The organism is Mariprofundus aestuarium (genome assembly GCF_002795805.1).
In the GTDB taxonomy this organism is placed as follows: Bacteria; Pseudomonadota; Zetaproteobacteria; order Mariprofundales; family Mariprofundaceae; genus Mariprofundus; species Mariprofundus aestuarium.
In genome coordinates this window covers 2,161,155-2,177,956 of sequence record NZ_CP018799.1, presented here as the reverse complement: position 1 = coordinate 2,177,956, position 16,802 = coordinate 2,161,155, and the positions used below count along the sequence as shown (strand labels likewise).

The 16,802-nt window shown below is 52.3% G+C and carries 19 protein-coding genes; 16 read left to right on the top strand and 3 right to left on the bottom strand.

What is annotated here, in order from left to right:
- Positions 1–38: 38 nt before the first annotated feature.
- The 13 genes from Ga0123461_RS10515 to Ga0123461_RS10455 all read left to right on the top strand — a co-directional run bounded on the left by Ga0123461_RS10515 (position 39) and on the right by Ga0123461_RS10455 (position 10,740).
- Positions 39–1,298: a M16 family metallopeptidase gene (locus Ga0123461_RS10515; protein ID WP_100278293.1), complete on the top strand. Its 1,260-nt coding sequence runs from the start codon at positions 39–41 to the stop codon at positions 1,296–1,298.
- Positions 1,292–2,032: a serine O-acetyltransferase gene (cysE, locus tag Ga0123461_RS10510; protein WP_100278292.1), complete on the top strand. Its 741-nt coding sequence runs from the start codon at positions 1,292–1,294 to the stop codon at positions 2,030–2,032. Before Ga0123461_RS10515 ends, cysE begins: the two co-directional genes overlap by 7 nt.
- Positions 2,033–2,176: 144 nt before the next feature.
- Positions 2,177–2,674 carry an Rrf2 family transcriptional regulator gene (locus Ga0123461_RS10505; protein WP_100278291.1) on the top strand — a complete coding sequence of 166 codons (498 nt, stop codon included), beginning with the start codon at positions 2,177–2,179 and terminating at the stop codon, positions 2,672–2,674.
- Positions 2,658–3,794, top strand: a complete 1,137-nt coding sequence (locus Ga0123461_RS10500; protein WP_100278290.1) for a cysteine desulfurase family protein — start codon at positions 2,658–2,660, stop codon at positions 3,792–3,794. Before Ga0123461_RS10505 ends, Ga0123461_RS10500 begins: the two co-directional genes overlap by 17 nt.
- A 49-nt stretch (positions 3,795–3,843) precedes the next feature.
- Complete coding sequence (locus tag Ga0123461_RS10495; RefSeq protein ID WP_100278289.1) at positions 3,844–4,167, top strand: HesB/IscA family protein; 324 nt, start codon at positions 3,844–3,846, stop codon at positions 4,165–4,167.
- A gap of 75 nt (positions 4,168–4,242) precedes the next feature.
- Entirely contained in the window at positions 4,243–4,776 is a 534-nt protein-coding gene (locus tag Ga0123461_RS10490; RefSeq protein ID WP_100278288.1) for a glycine cleavage system transcriptional repressor, read from the top strand.
- Positions 4,777–4,794: 18 nt separating this feature from the next.
- Positions 4,795–5,289 (top strand): peptide deformylase, encoded by a 495-nt coding sequence (def, locus tag Ga0123461_RS10485; RefSeq protein WP_100278287.1) that lies wholly within the window; start codon positions 4,795–4,797, stop codon positions 5,287–5,289.
- Positions 5,289–6,104, top strand: a complete 816-nt coding sequence (gene mutM / locus Ga0123461_RS10480) for a bifunctional DNA-formamidopyrimidine glycosylase/DNA-(apurinic or apyrimidinic site) lyase (RefSeq protein ID WP_100278286.1) — start codon at positions 5,289–5,291, stop codon at positions 6,102–6,104. Before def ends, mutM begins: the two co-directional genes overlap by 1 nt.
- Before the next feature lie 87 nt (positions 6,105–6,191).
- Positions 6,192–7,898 (top strand): arginine--tRNA ligase, encoded by a 1,707-nt coding sequence (argS, locus tag Ga0123461_RS10475; protein ID WP_100278798.1) that lies wholly within the window; start codon positions 6,192–6,194, stop codon positions 7,896–7,898.
- Between the two features lie 25 nt (positions 7,899–7,923).
- Complete coding sequence (locus Ga0123461_RS10470; protein WP_100278285.1) at positions 7,924–8,643, top strand: SPOR domain-containing protein; 720 nt, start codon at positions 7,924–7,926, stop codon at positions 8,641–8,643.
- On the top strand, positions 8,636–9,622 hold the full coding sequence (locus Ga0123461_RS10465; RefSeq protein WP_100278284.1) for an aminoglycoside phosphotransferase family protein: 987 nt from the start codon (positions 8,636–8,638) through the stop codon (positions 9,620–9,622). Before Ga0123461_RS10470 ends, Ga0123461_RS10465 begins: the two co-directional genes overlap by 8 nt.
- A gap of 88 nt (positions 9,623–9,710) precedes the next feature.
- On the top strand, positions 9,711–10,193 hold the full coding sequence (locus Ga0123461_RS10460; protein ID WP_100278283.1) for an FKBP-type peptidyl-prolyl cis-trans isomerase: 483 nt from the start codon (positions 9,711–9,713) through the stop codon (positions 10,191–10,193).
- A 181-nt stretch (positions 10,194–10,374) separates the two neighbouring features.
- Entirely contained in the window at positions 10,375–10,740 is a 366-nt protein-coding gene (locus tag Ga0123461_RS10455) for a c-type cytochrome (RefSeq protein ID WP_100278282.1), read from the top strand.
- Positions 10,741–10,823: 83 nt separating this feature from the next.
- Here the strand turns inward: Ga0123461_RS10455 and Ga0123461_RS10450 are convergent, their stop codons facing one another.
- Positions 10,824–11,681 carry a LysR family transcriptional regulator gene (locus tag Ga0123461_RS10450; protein WP_100278281.1) on the bottom strand — a complete coding sequence of 286 codons (858 nt, stop codon included), beginning with the start codon at positions 11,679–11,681 and terminating at the stop codon, positions 10,824–10,826.
- Between the two features lie 129 nt (positions 11,682–11,810).
- Between Ga0123461_RS10450 and Ga0123461_RS12430 the strand changes: the two genes are divergently transcribed.
- From Ga0123461_RS12430 to Ga0123461_RS10440, 3 genes are all read left to right on the top strand, one after another.
- Complete coding sequence (locus Ga0123461_RS12430; protein WP_157819315.1) at positions 11,811–11,984, top strand: hypothetical protein; 174 nt, start codon at positions 11,811–11,813, stop codon at positions 11,982–11,984.
- A gap of 31 nt (positions 11,985–12,015) precedes the next feature.
- A complete protein-coding gene (locus tag Ga0123461_RS10445; protein ID WP_157819314.1) occupies positions 12,016–12,222 on the top strand; it encodes a hypothetical protein in 207 nt (68 codons plus the stop codon).
- Positions 12,223–12,333: 111 nt separating this feature from the next.
- Positions 12,334–13,620 (top strand): citrate synthase, encoded by a 1,287-nt coding sequence (locus Ga0123461_RS10440; RefSeq protein ID WP_100278279.1) that lies wholly within the window; start codon positions 12,334–12,336, stop codon positions 13,618–13,620.
- A gap of 145 nt (positions 13,621–13,765) precedes the next feature.
- On the opposite strand, the gene Ga0123461_RS10435 is transcribed toward Ga0123461_RS10440, so the two are convergent.
- Together Ga0123461_RS10435 and prmC are read right to left on the bottom strand one after the other, a co-directional pair.
- Positions 13,766–15,829: a transporter substrate-binding domain-containing protein gene (locus Ga0123461_RS10435; protein ID WP_198507064.1), complete on the bottom strand. Its 2,064-nt coding sequence runs from the start codon at positions 15,827–15,829 to the stop codon at positions 13,766–13,768.
- 96 nt (positions 15,830–15,925) lie between these two features.
- On the bottom strand, positions 15,926–16,798 hold the full coding sequence (prmC, locus tag Ga0123461_RS10430) for a peptide chain release factor N(5)-glutamine methyltransferase (RefSeq protein WP_100278277.1): 873 nt from the start codon (positions 16,796–16,798) through the stop codon (positions 15,926–15,928).
- Between the last annotated feature and the right edge of the window lie 4 nt (positions 16,799–16,802).

The window sequence follows — 16,802 nt, the reverse complement described above, 5'->3', positions numbered from 1 at the left end:
CGGGCCTTGTGCCTGCCTCTTTCTATTTGAGGCCAATGATGAGTTTAGATTATTATCAGGAGACGGATCTTGCGGATGGCCCGCTGGTGCTGAGTCACGAGATGCCGGAATCCCAGAGTGTAGCACTTGGCATCTTTATCGATGTTGGCAGTCGTGATGAGTCTCCCAATGAGGCGGGTATTACCCATGCCCTTGAACATATGCTGTTTAAGGGTACCAAAGATTTGGATGTCGACAGACTCGCTGAGAAACTCGATGAACTGGGTGGTAATGCCAATGCCTATACCTCAAGGGAGCGTACCTGTTTCCATCTGCATGTGCTGCATGAGCATTGGCGTGAGGCGCTGGATATCCTGATTGCGATGGTGCAGGAGCCAGCCCTTCCGGCTGATGAGTGGGTGCGAGAGCGTGAGGTGATCTTTGCTGAGATGGCCATGGTGGAAGATACGCCGGAGGAGTGGGTCACCGATCAGCATGTGGAGGGTCTTTTTCCGGGTGATGTCATCGGTAAGCCGGTACTCGGCTCGCATGACTCTCTGGCATCAATAGGGATTGAGGACCTTTCCGGTTTTCTGATGCACTGGTATCGGCCGCCGCGCATGCTGGTTACGGCGGCAGGTAATATTAAACATCAGGATCTGGTTGATGCGGTGGGAGAGGCCAACTGGCGAAAGGCTGGCGAACCTCTCTTGCGCAAGCAGCCTCCAGCTATGGCGACAGGCTTGCAGCCATTGAAACGGGAAGGGGGACAGGCGCAGCTTGTTGTTTCAGTTGCGGGTATCAATGCTTCATCGGAACAGCGTCCGGTGGCATGGCTGGCCAATCAGGTGCTCGGTGGCGGTTTGAGTTCAAGGCTGTTTCGCGAGGTGCGTGAGAAGCGCGGCCTTGCCTACAGTATCGGTTCACATCTGAATGCGCTCAGTGATGTCGGAACCTGGAGCGTCACCTGTGGTTCAGAGCCAGAGCGGGCTGCGGAGTGCGTTTCGTTGCTCTCCTCCCTTTTAAACGATTTTTCCGACAGCATCACTCCGGATGAGGTGGAGAGGGCACGTAAACAGCTGGAGGTGCAGCTGCGTATGGGCCTTGATTCGGTAGAGGGGCAGATGCTCTATCTTGGTGGTCGGCTTGATGAACCTGTGTTGATTTCACCACTACAGTGGTTGGATCAAATCAGAGCGGTTGAGGTTTCTGAAGTTTCCGGCTGGGCGGCGAAGTACCTTTCTGCCGGCAAACTCTGGACTGTTGCTGCTCCTGAGCAGGCACTTGATAAAATTTGTGATAGAATTCGCACATGTTAACCGCTATCAAAGAAGATATACGCACCGCATATGACCGTGACCCAGCCGTTCGTTCGGCTCTGGAGGTTTTGACCTGCTATCCGGGGCTGCATGCCATCTGGATGTATCGTATGGGCAATGCCCTGTGGCGTCGTCATTTTTTCTGGCTGGCCCGCTTTATCTCGCATATGGCCCGCTTTCTTACCGGCATTGAGATTCATCCTGGAGCCACGATAGGTCGACGCTTTTTTATCGATCACGGCATGGGTATCGTGATTGGTGAGACAACCGAAATTGGCGACGATGTCACGCTCTATCATGGCGTTACCCTTGGTGGCACAACATGGGAGAAGATTAAACGTCATCCCACACTTCATGATGGTGTGATTGTAGGTGCGGGTGCGAAGGTGCTGGGGGCAATTACAATTGGTAAGCAGTCACGAATTGGTGCCAACTCCGTGGTGTTTCGCGATGTTCCTGAGCATTCTACGGTTGTAGGTATCCCCGGCACAGTGGTGGCGACAACCGAGTCGCTGATCGAGGATGGAAGAATCAATCTCGATCACCATCTTCTGGCTAACCCTGTCGCTGAAGCGCTCGGTCATGTGTTGAAGATGATCGATGATGTGAATGCCCGCGTTGACACCTTCCATCCCGATGCCAAAGGTGCGAAGGCGAAAGCTTCAGATGAGCTTGATAAAGATCGTTTGAGCGAGCAGGAGAAGCTGGAGCGCTTCCTCGGTGGCGGCATTTAAACCCTGTCCGGCTGACCTTTAAGCTTCAGCACAACGGGAATTCCGCTGTATCCTTCGACTCATGTAGTTGGATAATACTTGACTAAAATGGTCTGCTTTATAATATCCGAGTTTTTTACGCGGTTATTGTATCTGGAGGTTCATATGCGATTAACAAGTAAAGGGCGTTATGCCGTGTCGGCAATGGTCGACCTTAACAAACAGCAGACAGAGGGTCCTGTGACACTTGCTGCGATTTCCGAGCGTCAGTTTATTTCACTCTCATACCTTGAGCAGCTGTTTCGTCGCTTGCGTGAGTCAGGGTTGGTGCGCTCTGTACGCGGTCCCGGAGGCGGTTATCTGCTTGCCAAGGAATCGACCGAGATCTCTGTTGCCGATATTATTCGTGCAGTGAACGAACCGGTTCGAACCACCATGTGTGAAAATGGAGTGCGCGGCTGCCATCGTGGCAACCGTTGCGATACACATGAGTTGTGGGAGTCGCTGGGGCAGCATATCTACCGTTTTCTTGATGCGGTAAGCCTCGAGCAGGTCTGCAACCAGGAGGTAGCCCTTGACAATGTGGAGCTTGGCGATGTTGAGAACTACCTCCTCAAGCCTGCAACCCATGAAGCGAAGGTGAATATTGCATCGATATCTTGACTGTAACGCCACATATCCGCAGCTGAAGGTAAGTCTGGAGGCCATGGTTGAAGCTGCAAATGCTGCGCCTGGCAATCCCTCCAGTCTTCACTGGGCCGGAAGGGCTGCACGCCGGATCGTTGACGATGCAAGAGACAAGCTTGCCGCCTTTATTGGCGCAGAGGCGGGCGGCATCGTTTATACATCGGGCGGAACTGAGGCAAATAACATTGCCATTCACAGCGTGCTTTCCACAAGCAAGCCGGGCCGGATTGTCACAACGGCTATTGAGCACCCAGCTATCCTGAAACCTCTGGAGACGTTTGCATCTGCTAACCCGGAGTGGGAACTGATAAAGCTTCGTCCGAATGGTGACGGTGTCGTTACAGCCGAAAGTATGGCGGCAGCTATCAATGAAGAGACGCGGCTTGTCTGTCTGATGTATGCCAACAACGAAAGTGGTGCGGTGCAACCTGTTGAAGCGGTGGCAGCGCTCTGCCGCAAAGCCTCTATTCCCATGCTGGTTGATGCTGTGCAGATGCTGGGCAAAAAAGCAGTTCGATTTAATGACCTGGGCATCGATTTCATGAGTCTCTCCGCGCACAAGATCGGTGGCCCCAAAGGTGTCGGTGCTCTGCTGGTTCGCAGGGGTGTGAAGCTCACAGAGTTGGCACCCGGCGGTGGCCAGGAGCGCGGACGTCGTTCCGGAACCGAGAACGTACCGGGCATTGCAGGGTTTTCTGCGGCACTTGGCAAAGTAGACTTTTCAACCTGCGAAGCGGTGCGAAACCTGTTCGAGGCAGAGCTGGGCAAGCGCCTGCCTCGTGCTGAAGTGGTTTCACTGCAAGCCTCACGTACACCGAATACCAGCCTGGTTATTCTACCGGGACTCGATGGTGAGACACTGTTGATGCAACTGGATCTGGCTGGGTTTGCCGTGGCTTCGGGTTCAGCCTGCTCATCGGGGAAACGCGAGCCATCGCATGTGCTGCTGGCGATGGGGGTTTCCGAGCTTAAGGCGAGGAGTTCACTGCGTGTCAGCTTTGGCCCGGATAATAGCAGCGATGATGCACTGGCACTGGTTGAGGCGCTGGTGAGTGCCGATAAGCGACTCAAAGGCATGGCCGGAATCACCGCGTAAACCTGAAAGCTCTGCACAACAACTTTTAAGCATATGAAAAGGTGGAACAATGGATATTGAACTGACTACATCGGCTGTGACACGTATCAGCGAGATTGTCGCCGCTGCAGGAAAAAAAGGGCTAAGACTTTCTGTGAAGGAGGCTGGTTGTTCAGGCCTTGAATATGTCATGGATACGGTGGACGGACCGCAAAGCGGTGACCTTGAGCAGGCCTTTAATGGCTTTGTTCTCTATGTCGATGGTGACTCCTATACTAGGGCTCTGGCCGGCCTTAAGCTTGATTTCCAGAAGGATGTGCTTTCATCTGCATTCGTTTATCTCAATCCGAACAAGAAAGGCAGCTGCGGCTGCGGTGTTTCATTCACAGTCTGATTTCATCATAACAATTCAAATTGAAATAAATTGATAGGCCTCATAGCCTGAGTGCCAAAGATTCAGGGGGCATCTATGTCGAATGTACTTTTATCTATCTCCGGGCACGACCGTCCGGGCATTGTTCGTGATGTGGCCGAATCGATGCTGCATCTGAAGGCCAACATCGAGGATTCATCGATGACTGCCCTGCGTGGCCGTTTCACGATGATGTTGATTGTGAAGCTACCTGAAGACAGAAGTATCGGTGAGCTTAAAGCGGCACTGGCGGAGCTTGAGCAGCGCACACGCCTGACCGTGCAGTCGCAGGTGATCAGTGACGAGGAGGCCTCCTGTCAGGCACAGGAGCCGGATCATGTCATTACTGTACATGGCGCAGATACAGTAGGCATCGTACATGCGGTGACCAATGCGCTGGCATCATTGAATGTCGCTATTGTTGATGTGTCGACCCAGTCGCGTGAATCTGATGAGGGTGATGTCTACCTGATGGTGCTTGAAGTGGCGGCTTCCGATCAAAGCGAGGCGATGCAGGCTGCCCTGAAGAATGTTGCTGGTGACCTCGATATCGATATCGATGTGCATCAACTGGATGACGCTGTTCTCTGATCATAACCTGTAACAATCATGCAGTTCGAAATCCTGAAACACCCGGATGAGCGGCTGCGCCGCAAGGCGCTGGTTGTCGAGTCCTTTGATGATGATCTTGGCCATCTGTTTAAGCGGCTGGAGGTGACGATGCGGGCAGGACCTGGCGGCGTCGGTATTGCAGCGCCGCAGGTGGGGGAAAACCGCCGGCTTGTGGTGGTTGATTGCAGCGAAAGTTTACGCCCGTGTAAAAATCATGGCCTGCTCTATCTGGCCAATCCGCAGATTGAATCTGTAGAAGGGGAGTCGCTGGGAAGGGAGGGTTGCCTTTCGGTGCCTGACTGGGTGGGCATGGTTCCGAGGGCAAAAACCATTCGTGTCAGTTATGATGATATCCATGGCAGGCGGCAAAGTATCGAAGCGATCGGTTTTGAGGCGCGGGTGATCCAGCATGAGATCGACCACCTCGACGGGGTTCTGTTTACTGACCGCGTTATTTCAAGCAAGGGGCTTGTGAGAAGGATGGCCAGTTAATGCCCGAATTGCCTGAGGTCGAGACCGTTCGAACCGGGCTGGAGCCGTTGCTTGTGGGGCGTGAAATCAGTGGTGTAACCTGTTTTCGTAAGCAGCTTCGTTATCCGCTTCCTGATCTGACAGGGCTGGTAGGGCAACGCATTGAAGCGGTCGCAAGACGATCGAAATATCTTCTGTTTCAACTAAGTGGCGGGCAAACACTGGTCTGGCATCTGGGTATGACCGGCCAGTTTCATCTACTGTCACAACAGAGTGAAAAGGGAGCCCATGAACATGTTTCTATTGATCTCTCCGACGGGCATAGCCTGCGTTATCGCGATGCACGACGATTTGGCTATGCGGGGCTGCTGAGTCCAGCAGAGCTGCTTTCACACCCATGGTTTGCCACGCTGGGGCCGGAGCCTCTGGGCCCGCTGTTCAACTGTGACCACCTTATAGCTGTCTGTCAGGGCAGGAAGGCACCCATTAAAACAGTTATCATGAATGCGACCAATGTGGTTGGTGTGGGCAATATCTATGCCGCTGAATCGCTGTTCAGAGCGGGTATTCACCCAGCCAGAGCGGCGGGAAAGATATCAAAAAAGAGGCTGCTGCTGCTCATTCATGTGATCCAACAGGTGTTGCAAGAGGCGATTGAGGCTGGCGGCAGTAGTATCAGTGATTTTGTGAATACAGAGGGTAAACCCGGATACTTTTCTCACGCATTTCAGGTTTATGGGCGGGAAGGAGCCGCCTGCTCGCGTTGCACAAAAAAGATTAAACGTATGGTACAGGCGGGTCGAAGTACCTTTTACTGTCCCGGGTGCCAGCATTGATTCGCCTGATCACGTGAAAAAGATCGTTGGGGCGGTTAAGATGCGCCGACTTTCAGAGTGACTACTCTCTGAAACACCGGAGGCATGGTGAAACAGGCTTTAGAACAGGCACTGCAGCAGGCATTGGAACTGTTGCTCAAGGATATCGAGGGTGCAGAGGCACCAGGTGTGCAGCTGACGCGCACCAAAAGCAGGGAGCATGGTGACTATGCTACAAATGCAGCGATGCCGCTGGCGCGCCTGCTTAAAAAAAGCCCGCAACAGATTGCAGCCAACATTCTTGATCTTGTGCAGTGGCCGGATGCGGTTGACTCTGCGGAAATTGCCGGTCCGGGCTTTATCAATATCCGCCTGAAGCAGGCGAGTGAAGCTGGCGTACTGAAGACCATTCTGCTGGCCGGTGATAAGTACGGTCATGCACCGCTTGTTGCAAATGCGGAGAAGGTGAATCTCGAGTTTGTCTCTGCCAATCCGACAGGTCCGATGCATGTTGGTCATGCCCGTGGTGCGGTTGTCGGCGATGTGCTGGGACGCCTGCTGGCTGTCTGCGGTCGTGATGTACACCGCGAATACTATATCAATGATGCCGGTGCCCAGATCGGTGTGCTAGCTGAATCTGTCTGGCTTCGTATGCGCGAACTGGAGGGCGAAAGCATCGAGCTTCCTGAATCTGCATATCCGGGTGCATATGTGATCGATATCGCCAGAGCACTGCTTGAACGGGTTGACTTCCAGACCCTAATCGCCATGAATGAAGATGAACGGGCGAAGCTGATTGGTCGCGAGGCGGTTGCGGCTAACATGGCGCTGATCCGCGATGATCTCGGAGCGCTGAATATCGCCTTCGATCTCTACTTCTCAGAAAGCGGCCTGCATGAGTCCGGCCGTGTACTTGAGCTGATTGAAAAGCTTAAGGCCGATGGCATTGTCTATTCAGGCACCCTGCCACCTCCGAAGGGTAAAGAGGTTGATGATTATGAACCGGTGGAGCAGCTGCTTTTCCGCACCACTGACTTTGGTGATGATGTGGACCGTCCATTGGCCAAGCAGGATGGTACGCCTACCTACTTTGCTGCAGATATCGCATACCATGTCGATAAATTCCAGCGCGGTTTTGGCCGCATGATTGATGTCTGGGGCGCTGATCATGGTGGTTATGTCACCCGTGTCCATGCGGCAATGAAAGCGCTGACAGGGCTTGAGGCACAGCCGGATGTGCTGCTCGTGCAGATGGTGAACCTGACCCGCGATGGTAAACCGGTACGTATGTCCAAGCGGGCAGGCACCTTTGTTACCCTGCGCGAGGTGGTTGATGAGGTGGGGGCAGATGCTGTCCGTTTTAACTTCATGACCCGCAGGGTTGAGAGCCAGCTCGATTTCGATCTTGAGGTTGCCAAGAAGAAGAATGATGAAAACCCGGTCTATTATGTGCAGTACGCCTATGCCCGCGTTTGCGCGATCCTGCGCAAGGCTGAGGAGGAGGGTGTTGTTCTTGCCGATGTGGAAGATGTTGATGTTTCCGTGTTGATTGCACATGAAGAACAACGTCTGATTGCGCACATGCTGGCTTATCCAGAACTGCTGATAAAGGCGGCGGATAAGCTTGAACCTTACCGGGTGGCAACCTATACGATGCGCTTGGCTGCCGATTTCCACAGTTTCTATCACAAACACCGTGTTGTGACAGAGGATGCCAAACTGACTGCGGCACGCCTGCTGTTGGCCAAGGCCGTTGCTCAGGTTATTCGTAATGGCTTGGCTGTCCTCGGCGTCTCCTCTCCGGAGCGTATGTAAGTATGCCTGATATGAGAGGTTTTTGATGGCGCGGGACTTTGCAAAAGCCCAGTCACCATCCCGTTCGGATAAGAAGAGGGAGAGCGGCGGCAGCCTGCCGGTTCTGGGGATTGTTGTTATTGCAGGACTCTGTTTTGCGACAGGTTTCTGGGTGGGTGGTAACCAGAATAGTCCGGCTGCTGGCAGTGTCTCTCGCGCCGATCTCGATAGCTTCCGCTCAGAACTGGACAAAAAGAACGCTGCGACCGAAGTGCTTCAGGCAAAGATAGAGATGTTGCAGGAGCAGGTAGAGCAGTGGAAGCAGAAGGCCGGTGCTGATGCCCATACCAAGGTGGGGGATCTGAAGTTTTATCAGGAGCTTCCCAAGCAGTCGGTGATGCCGGCCCCTGTTGCCGATTCGAAGCCGGCAGAGGCAAGGGCGATGGACAGGTCGCTGGAGGTTGCTGCCCCGAAGCAGGTATCTGCACACCAGCCTATTTCAGATACAAAAGAAAAAGAAACCGCGGTTGTCAGCTACCGTATTCAGGTTGGCTCCTTTAAAGCCCGTGCTGATGCAGTCGGACTGCAGTCGAAGCTTATGAAGTCGGGGTTTTCCGGTTTTGTTCATACCGTCGACCTTCCGGATCGAGGTCAGTGGTTCAGGGTTTATGCAGGCCCCTACCCGGACAAGGAGCAGGCCAGAGATGGCGTGCGCGATATTCTGGACAGGATGAAAATCAGAGGACTGCTGGTGAACGATGGCTGATCTGGAGCGGGGCAAGCAGCGAAGTGACTGGCTGAACCGGGTTCTGGGTGACAGTTATGAGTGTATTCCACTTGCCGGAGATGCTTCATTTCGCCGCTATTTTAGGGTGACTGATGCAGAGAACTGTTATGTGTTGATGGACGCACCACCTCCGCATGAAGACGTGGCCCCTTTTCTGGCTGTGCTCAGCTGGTTTGAGCGTGCCGGCATCCGTGTCTCCAGGCTGTTTGCCGAGGAGAGGGAACAGGGGTTCCTGCTGCTGGAGGATTTCGGTGATATTACCTGGGCAAGCTGTCGCGAAGCTGGGGGCGACCTGATTCCACTGTTCGAGGATGCCCTACATCAGTTGCATCTGCTGCAGGGCTCTGATCCCGGAATGGTTTTGCCTTCCTTTGATATGGCAAGAATGCGGCGCGAATGTGATCTCTATCTCGACTGGTACCTGCCGAAGGTTGCTGGCCTTGAAGCAACGGCCGGGCAGCGCGAGCAGTTTCATAATGCGCTTACTGAAACACTGAATTCGCTGCTGGCTCTTCCACAGGTGCCGGTACACTTGGACTACCACAGTCGCAACCTGATGCTTCCGGGCGGTAAATTGCCGCTGGGTATGATCGACTATCAGGATGCCGTGATGGGGCCTGTTACTTACGATCTGGCATCACTGCTTTACGACTGCTATCAGGATTATCCTGAAGAACATCGTCAGCAGTGGAGTCGCTTATTCTTTGAAAGGTTGCCGCAACCGTTGGCAGGTAGTTTTGAGAATTTTGAGCAGTGGCATCATATATTGCGGCTGACCGCACTGCAGCGCCATATTAAGGCGATCGGTATTTTCGGGCGTCTGGCGCATCGGGATGGCAAGAAACAGTTCCTCGATGAGATACCATTGACCCGGAAACACCTGCTGGATGAGATGCGTGCTCTAGGTATGGATCGCGACCATTTCCCCCTTCTTTTTATAAAGCCGGGAGAGTGTTGACCTTGTAGTCAGCCTTGAATGTGATGGGGCTTTGCGTAGATTGCCGACGCAATTCGGTGCAAGGGCACCGTTTTTCAAGGAGAGAATCATGCAGATCAGCAACCATAAAGTCGTATCATTTCACTATACCCTGACCAATGATGCCGGAGAGACTATCGACTCATCCGTTGGCGGTGATCCGCTTGCCTACCTACATGGTGAAGAGAATATCATTCCTGGACTTGAGAATGCGCTGGAAGGCAAAGCTGTTGGCGATAAGTTGAATGTATCCCTTGAGGCTGCCGATGCCTATGGTGAGTACAATCCGGCACTGACAGAGGTTGTGCCGAGCTCAATGTTTGAAGGTGTTGATAAGATTGAGGCCGGCATGGAGTTCCGTGCTGAGACATCCGAGGGTGTTCAGGTTGTACGCATTGCTGAAGTTGATGGCGACAATATCACAGTTGATGGCAACCACCCACTGGCTGGCCAGCGCCTGAACTTCGATGTTGAAATCGCAGAGATTCGTGAGGCAAGTGCAGAAGAGTTGGAGCACGGTCACATCCACAGCGGCGAAGAGTGCTGCGCTTAATCTCCCAGACAAACGCTAAATTCTGAAAGGGCTGCCCATCCGGGCAGCCTTTTTTTATGAAGTGCTTAGCTTTTGCAAACAGGTGGAATTTTTCCGCCTTTTAAGCCGATATGGGGTAGTAGTAGAGTGAAGCGTCGGCGGGGAGGCACTCCGTTCCGTTAAATTGAGTTAGGAGATAAGTATGAAAAAAGCACTGTTTATCGCAGCCGCGGCTGCATTTGTCATGGGTGGTGTGATGACCGCCGAAGCTAGCGAACTGGGCAAGTGTAAAGCTTGTCATAACCTGGATTCTGCAGACAAGAAGGTTGGTCCAGGCCTGAAAGGTATTGCTGGAGCTAAGCAGGGTTCTGCTGAAGGCTTCAAGTATGGTTCATACCTGGCAGCGCAGAACGCTGCTGGCGCAGTATGGGATGACGCAGCTCTGGAAGCATGGATTTGCGATTCCAAAGGTGTAGCCAAAGCTGCACACGGCAAGTCCAAGATGCCTAACCAGAAAGTATGTGGCGATGCTGCCAAGGCAGCTGTTGCTGAGCTGAAAGCTCTGTAAGAAGGTTTAGTACTGTTTAAGGCGGCCCGTGTTTATCACGGGCCGTTTTTTTTGTGCAGCGTGAGAAGAAGTGCTGATAAAAACTATAGCCGGCTATTCAGGCAGCTGCGCATCAGTGCAACCGTACTATTAAGTGTTTCATCGTTCTCCTTGCCTGATAGCCGTGCCGCATAAACAGGCCTGACAATCACAGGGCTGCCAGCAACTGGAAAAAGGGTGCGACCTGAAAGGTGGCTGGCGACCATTGGCTGGGGCAGGTAGGCAGCACCACCTGATTTAAGGATTACCTCAAGCGCTACCTTGCCAACGCTGGTATGCAGTAGCGCTGGAACCTCGCCACCGTAATGCTGCTGCATGGCGACAGCAAAGGTCTCTCCCCAATCCACATCTACAAAGCGGGATGCAAGTGCCTCCTCAGGGCTCAGGCCCTCCCTGTTGGCCACCATGATGAGCGGGATGTCTCCCAGTTCTTCAACATGAAGGCGTGGCAGGGCGGGGGCATCGAACATGACAGCTATATCAAGCGAGCCATCGAGCAGGGAAGGCATCAGCGAGTCAGCGGTATGCAGCTCTGAGTGGATCATCATCTGTGGGAAGATAGCGCTGTTCTCTATGATCCAGTCTGTAAGGAATATATTCCACAGGGTGTCGGTAGCCCCTACCACAAGGGCAGAGGTGGCAGATTCGGGCAGACGAACCTCCTGACAAGCGAGAGCCCATGAGGCCATTAGGTTCTCAGCGTGGGTCATGAAGCGTACACCTGCGGTGGTCAGGGAAACCTGATGTTTGCTGCGTTCGAAAAGCTTTGCGCCTAAACGTTCTTCCAGAAGTTTGATGCGGGCGCTGACAGCCGATTGCGTCAGAAATAGCTGTTCGGCCGCTTTGCGAAAATGCCGAGTTTTTGCTACCTGAATAAATGTTCGGATCAGATCAACATCCATAAGCACCTGCCCTTGATCACGGTGATCAAGATTATTTGATTTACTGCCACCTGCAACTGAAGATTATTCTGCCACCGACAAGCCTCGAATGATGAGAGAAATTCTAAGCAATATGAATTAGGAGGTCACATGAGAACTAAAAAACGCCGCCTAGACAATCAAAAAGATAATCTGAATGAGTCTAAAAGAAGCAGGAAAAGTAAAGAGAGCAGTCAGAGTGATGATTTTGATAGTTGGGAAAGCTGGGATGCAGACGACCTAAGTGATATTGCAGAACAGTTTTCATTTTCAATCGACAGGTGAGCGGAAGCTTTCCATATCTACAGGAGTATCCATGAACAAATTAGTATTAACCACAATGATCGTTGCAGGTATGGCGCTGGCAATTCAGCCGCTGATGGCGAATGCCGAAGATGCATACGAGTATGCACAAGAGAGTAGTGTCGAAGATCAGGCTGTGGACACCAGCGCAGCTGATGAGGCAACAGTAGAAGAGCCTGCAGCCGAGCAGGAGAGTTACGAAGAGAATTTGCCTAACTAAGGTGTCACTCTTCGTTGATGGAAGCCGCCTTGCTTTGAAGGGAACGATTCCTCTCGAACTTTGGAATGGCTGGCGGCTTTCATCTTTTTTTTCAGGGTGTTACAATCTGTTATGATTAAACATGATGTTGAATTCAGCCTTGATGGCAAACCTGTTTCAGGCCAGCTCCCTCTTCTTGAGGGGACTGAAGGACCTGCGGCAATTGATATCCGCCAGCTCTATCAGAATCATGGTCTGCTCACATTTGACCCCGGCTTCAAATCCACTGCATCCTGCAAAAGTTCAATTACCTATATCGATGGTGATCAGGGCATATTAAGGTACCGGGGTTACCCGATCGAAGAGCTTGGCAGAACATGCAGCTTTACCGAGGTCACACACCTTTTGATCTATGGTGAGTTGCCCGACAGCGCAGGGCTGACTTCTTTTAACCATACCATCCATGAACATAACCTGTTGCATGAGCAGGTGATCAGTTTTTACCGAGGCTTTCGGCGCGATGCGCACCCTATGGCGGTGATGGTGGGTGTGGTTGGCGCCTTGTCGGCCTTTTATCAGGATCTTCAGGATTACAGTCAGCCCGATCAGCAGATGAAGGCGGCTATCCGGCTGTTTGCAAAGATGCCGACTATTGCAGCGGCCTCTTACACATACAGCATCGGCCGCCCCGCCCGCTATCCCGATAATCGTCTCGACTACGCGAGTAACCTTCTGCAGATGATGTTTGGCAAGCCCAATGAGGCGTATGAGGTCGATCCTGTGATTGCCAAGGCGCTCGACCTTATTCTAATTCTGCATGCCGATCATGAGCAGAATGCCTCGACCTCGACCGTGCGCATGGCCGCTTCCTCAGGGGCCAACCCCTTTGCCTGCATCGCCTCAGGTATCGCAACCCTGTGGGGGCCTGCACATGGCGGCGCCAATGAGGCTGTTTTGAATATGCTCGAGGAGATTGGTTCGATTGAGAATATCCCCAACGCCATTCGCCGCGCCAAAGACCGTAATGATCCTTTCCGTCTGATGGGCTTTGGCCACCGGGTTTATAAAAACCATGATCCCCGCTCGGCTATTATCCGAGATATGACCAAATCGGTTCTGAAGCACCTGAACATGGAAGATGACCCGCTGCTGGCCATAGCGCTGGAGTTGGAGCGCGTGGCTCTGAGTGATGCATATTTCATTGAAAAGAAGCTCTATCCCAATGTCGATTTTTACTCAGGCATTCTGTTAAGCGCGATGGGTTTTCCGCGCCGTATGTTTACCGCACTGTTTGCCGTAGCCCGCACCTCAGGCTGGGTAAGTCACTGGCTGGAGTTGAAAAATGACACTACCCACGGTATCGACCGTCCTCGCCAGCTCTATGTGGGCTCAAGCCTTCGTCATGTGGAGAGGCGGTAGCCTCAGCCAGCATATTATCCATCCGGATAACTTTTTTTGAATACTATGGCTACCAAGTAGAAGCAGGAGCCTGTTCAATGGATGGTGGCGGGCCATTCGTCCGCATGTTATTTCAGATGGGTGCAGGCACTGGGGAAAGGTTGGCTTACGCCTTTTCCAAGAGGGGCAGGTAAACATGCACAGAGGTTCCAATCCCGGGGGAGCTGTTAATCTCGACTGTGCCATGGTGATTTTGAATCATACCATAGGCAACGGACAGGCCCAGTCCTTGCCCTTTGATTGCATTCTTTGTCGTGAAAAATGGTTCAAAAATGTGTTCCATGTTTTCAGCCGGGATTCCTGAGCCGTTGTCTTTAATCTCCAGATGAGCAAAACGCTTCCCGTTCAGGTCAGTGTGGCTATTGCTGAACGCTTCATCGGCTTCAAACAAGTCACAGCTGACCTGGATCATTGGGTGTGGAATATCAGCCACAGCATCAACTGCATTATCCACTATTTTAATGATTGCCTGCTGAAGTTGAAGGTCATCGCCACTGATCATAAAAGTCCTTTCGGGCAGGTCAGCATGGAGCGTGATTCTTGCAGGCACCTCATGTCTGTACGATGCCAAGGCCTCCTCAATGCATGGATTCAGATTAATCACCTCTTTCTCAATATGCTCCCTCTGGGTAAATGTGATCAGCTGCTTAATCACCGCCGATACTTCAAAGGAGAGAGCCTCTGCAGTCTTCAGCCTCTCTGACAACCTGGGCAGAGCTGCCGCCTCTTTTCGTGCCAGATAAATATTTCCGGTAATTCCCCCCATTTTGTTGTTAAAGTCGTGGGCAATCCCTCCAATCAATGTTCCCAGCGCTTCCATCTTCCTCGAATGATGTAGCTGCCTCTCTAGGTGCTTCTGTTCGGTCAAATCATGAACAGTTCCCAGCATGCGTAGTGGCGTTCCTTGTGCGTCCAACTCAATCTCACCCATCTCATAGACCGTTCTTTCAATCCCATCATCCCTGATGATCCTGTGCTCTACACCGTATGGCTTTTTGTTTGCCAACGCGTTATCGACTGCCTGTTGTACCTTAGCCCTGTCATCCGGGTGAATATATTTTACGAACCCCTCATACGTGGCTGCAAACTCCTGGGGAGGCACGCCAAATATCCGGTAAATTTCATCCGACCAGTGAAGCTCATTCGTGACAATATTCCACTCCCAACTGCCCAGGTGGGAGATGCTTTCAGCTTTATTCAACCGCTCTATATTCACATCAAGTGCATGTGTACGGTGAGCTACTGTTTTCCGCAGCTGGTAGTTCCAGGCCAAAACACCCAGCATGATCATGGCGGCCAGCATGCCGAACAGGACCATGAGCTGCTCCCGGCTCAGCTGCCACCACTGCCTGGGTGGCTCTGCAAGCTTGATCCACTTATTGAAAATTGCCGACCTCTCCTTATCGCTGACCATGGCAAGCCCCTTATTCAAAATAGGGATCAGTTCAGGCATGTTTTTGCGGACAACAATGGAGAGGTTGATGAAATAGCCGCTTTCGCCAATGACGCGGAGATTCGTGATCCCCTCCTTATCAATGAAGTAAGAGAGCGATGCCAAGTTGGCGACAAAGGCGTCATACTTGCCAAAAGAAACACCTCGCAGGCCTTCATTGAAATCAGCAACCGGAACCAGGGTCAGTTCGGGGTGGTCTCTCTCGAGAAACTCGTGAATGGCATATTTGTTTACTACGGCAAGCTTCTTACCCTTAAGCTGATGAAGGTCGACCACCTGCTGGGCATCCTGTCTGGAAACGATCACGTAAGGGTATTTCAGATAGGGTTCAGTAAAGTTCAGGAATTCCGATCGTTCCGCAGTTTTCATCACAGCACTGATCATGTCGACCCTGCTATCCTTGATCTGTGAGATCACCTCAAGCCAGTCCTTTAGTTGTGCCGGTTCAAAACGAAGACCAAGCTTCCCTTCCAGTAGTTTCATATAGTCCGCCGCGATCCCCTGAAACGAACCAGTGTCGTCAAAAAATTCAAACGGATGGAATGTCGGGTCCGGTGCCAGTCGAATGACCGGGTGATCCTCAATCCATTGAAGCTCTTCCTGGGTAAGCTTCTGTGGTTCCGTGCTGAAGGAGAGGTGTGGGGGAAGAAGCATGAAGAGAAGTGCAAATGCCAGCAGTGTGGCGTTGAAGGCTCTGCCTGGCACTCTGCCGAGCAATTGCAACATTATACCTGAGCCTTTCATTACTGCTGATCCATAACAGGACACCCTTTTGGTATTATAGCAGAGCGTAGAGAAAAGCGGTTTTATTATCTACTTTGAATGCCTGCCGAAAGCATCACTCATGAGTCCTTTGGCTTGATAAACCCCGCCACGCAGGCGGCCTGCAAGATCAAAGATCTCCTTTTTCATTTCAAGCTGGGGAGGTGTTTCAGGTAGTCCGCAAGTGCCTGTTTCTACGATAATCAGCCCTTTGGGATTCAACCGTTCTGAGCCTTCATTGAGGATGGTGGCGAGAAATTGCAAACCATCTGATTCGTCGGTCAGTGCACCTCGCGGTTCATGACCCAGTTCCGCTTCAAGATCGTCCATCTCATGATGTGCCACATAGGGTGGGTTGGAGATAATGGCATCAAACGGGCCGTCATCACTGGTTAACGCCTGCAGCATATCGCCATGGTGGAAGCTGACACGCTCGCTAACGCCAAGTTGTTCTGCGTTGCTACGGGCAATGGCCAGGGCTGCTTCGGATATGTCAGTGGCTACAATTCGTGCCTGCGTATATTCGCAGGCCAGTGTGATGGCTATGCATCCTGAGCCTGTGCCGATGTCACAAAAAAGGTAAGTGCCATCGGTATCCGGAAATCGTTCCAGCATCTCTTCGACCAGGTGTTCGGTCTCCGGACGGGGAATCAACACATCCGGGGTGACACGGAACGGGCGCGACCAGAACTCTTTTTCACCTGTGAGATAGGCTACCGGCTCACGTGCCTCACGGCGTTTGATCACTCTTTGAAAAGCCTGCTGGACATCTTCAGGAACTTCATCAAAAGCACGTATAATCAGATCAGTGCGGCTAATTTTCCAGATGTGCATCAGAAGCAGCTCTGCATCCACTCTTGCCGAATCGCAGCCTGCGGATTCAAGGAGGGCGGTAGCCTGACGAATCAGATCGCGGATGTTCATGGTG

Excerpts from the sequence above, each read along its gene's own strand:
- Ga0123461_RS12430 (WP_157819315.1), top strand. The coding sequence starts at position 11,811 with ATGAGAACTAAAAAACGCCGCCTAGACAATCAAAAAGATAATCTGAAT.
- mutM (WP_100278286.1), top strand. The coding sequence starts at position 5,289 with ATGCCCGAATTGCCTGAGGTCGAGACCGTTCGAACCGGGCTGGAGCCG.
- Ga0123461_RS10455 (WP_100278282.1), top strand. The coding sequence starts at position 10,375 with ATGAAAAAAGCACTGTTTATCGCAGCCGCGGCTGCATTTGTCATGGGT.
- Ga0123461_RS10495 (WP_100278289.1), top strand. The coding sequence starts at position 3,844 with ATGGATATTGAACTGACTACATCGGCTGTGACACGTATCAGCGAGATT.
- prmC (WP_100278277.1), bottom strand. The coding sequence starts at position 16,798 with ATGAACATCCGCGATCTGATTCGTCAGGCTACCGCCCTCCTTGAATCC.
- Ga0123461_RS10515 (WP_100278293.1), top strand. The coding sequence starts at position 39 with ATGAGTTTAGATTATTATCAGGAGACGGATCTTGCGGATGGCCCGCTG.
- Ga0123461_RS10445 (WP_157819314.1), top strand. The coding sequence starts at position 12,016 with ATGAACAAATTAGTATTAACCACAATGATCGTTGCAGGTATGGCGCTG.
- cysE (WP_100278292.1), top strand. The coding sequence starts at position 1,292 with ATGTTAACCGCTATCAAAGAAGATATACGCACCGCATATGACCGTGAC.
- Ga0123461_RS10490 (WP_100278288.1), top strand. The coding sequence starts at position 4,243 with ATGTCGAATGTACTTTTATCTATCTCCGGGCACGACCGTCCGGGCATT.
- Ga0123461_RS10460 (WP_100278283.1), top strand. The coding sequence starts at position 9,711 with ATGCAGATCAGCAACCATAAAGTCGTATCATTTCACTATACCCTGACC.
- def (WP_100278287.1), top strand. The coding sequence starts at position 4,795 with ATGCAGTTCGAAATCCTGAAACACCCGGATGAGCGGCTGCGCCGCAAG.
- Ga0123461_RS10465 (WP_100278284.1), top strand. The coding sequence starts at position 8,636 with ATGGCTGATCTGGAGCGGGGCAAGCAGCGAAGTGACTGGCTGAACCGG.
- Ga0123461_RS10470 (WP_100278285.1), top strand. The coding sequence starts at position 7,924 with ATGGCGCGGGACTTTGCAAAAGCCCAGTCACCATCCCGTTCGGATAAG.
- Ga0123461_RS10505 (WP_100278291.1), top strand. The coding sequence starts at position 2,177 with ATGCGATTAACAAGTAAAGGGCGTTATGCCGTGTCGGCAATGGTCGAC.
- Ga0123461_RS10440 (WP_100278279.1), top strand. The coding sequence starts at position 12,334 with ATGATTAAACATGATGTTGAATTCAGCCTTGATGGCAAACCTGTTTCA.
- Ga0123461_RS10450 (WP_100278281.1), bottom strand. The coding sequence starts at position 11,681 with ATGGATGTTGATCTGATCCGAACATTTATTCAGGTAGCAAAAACTCGG.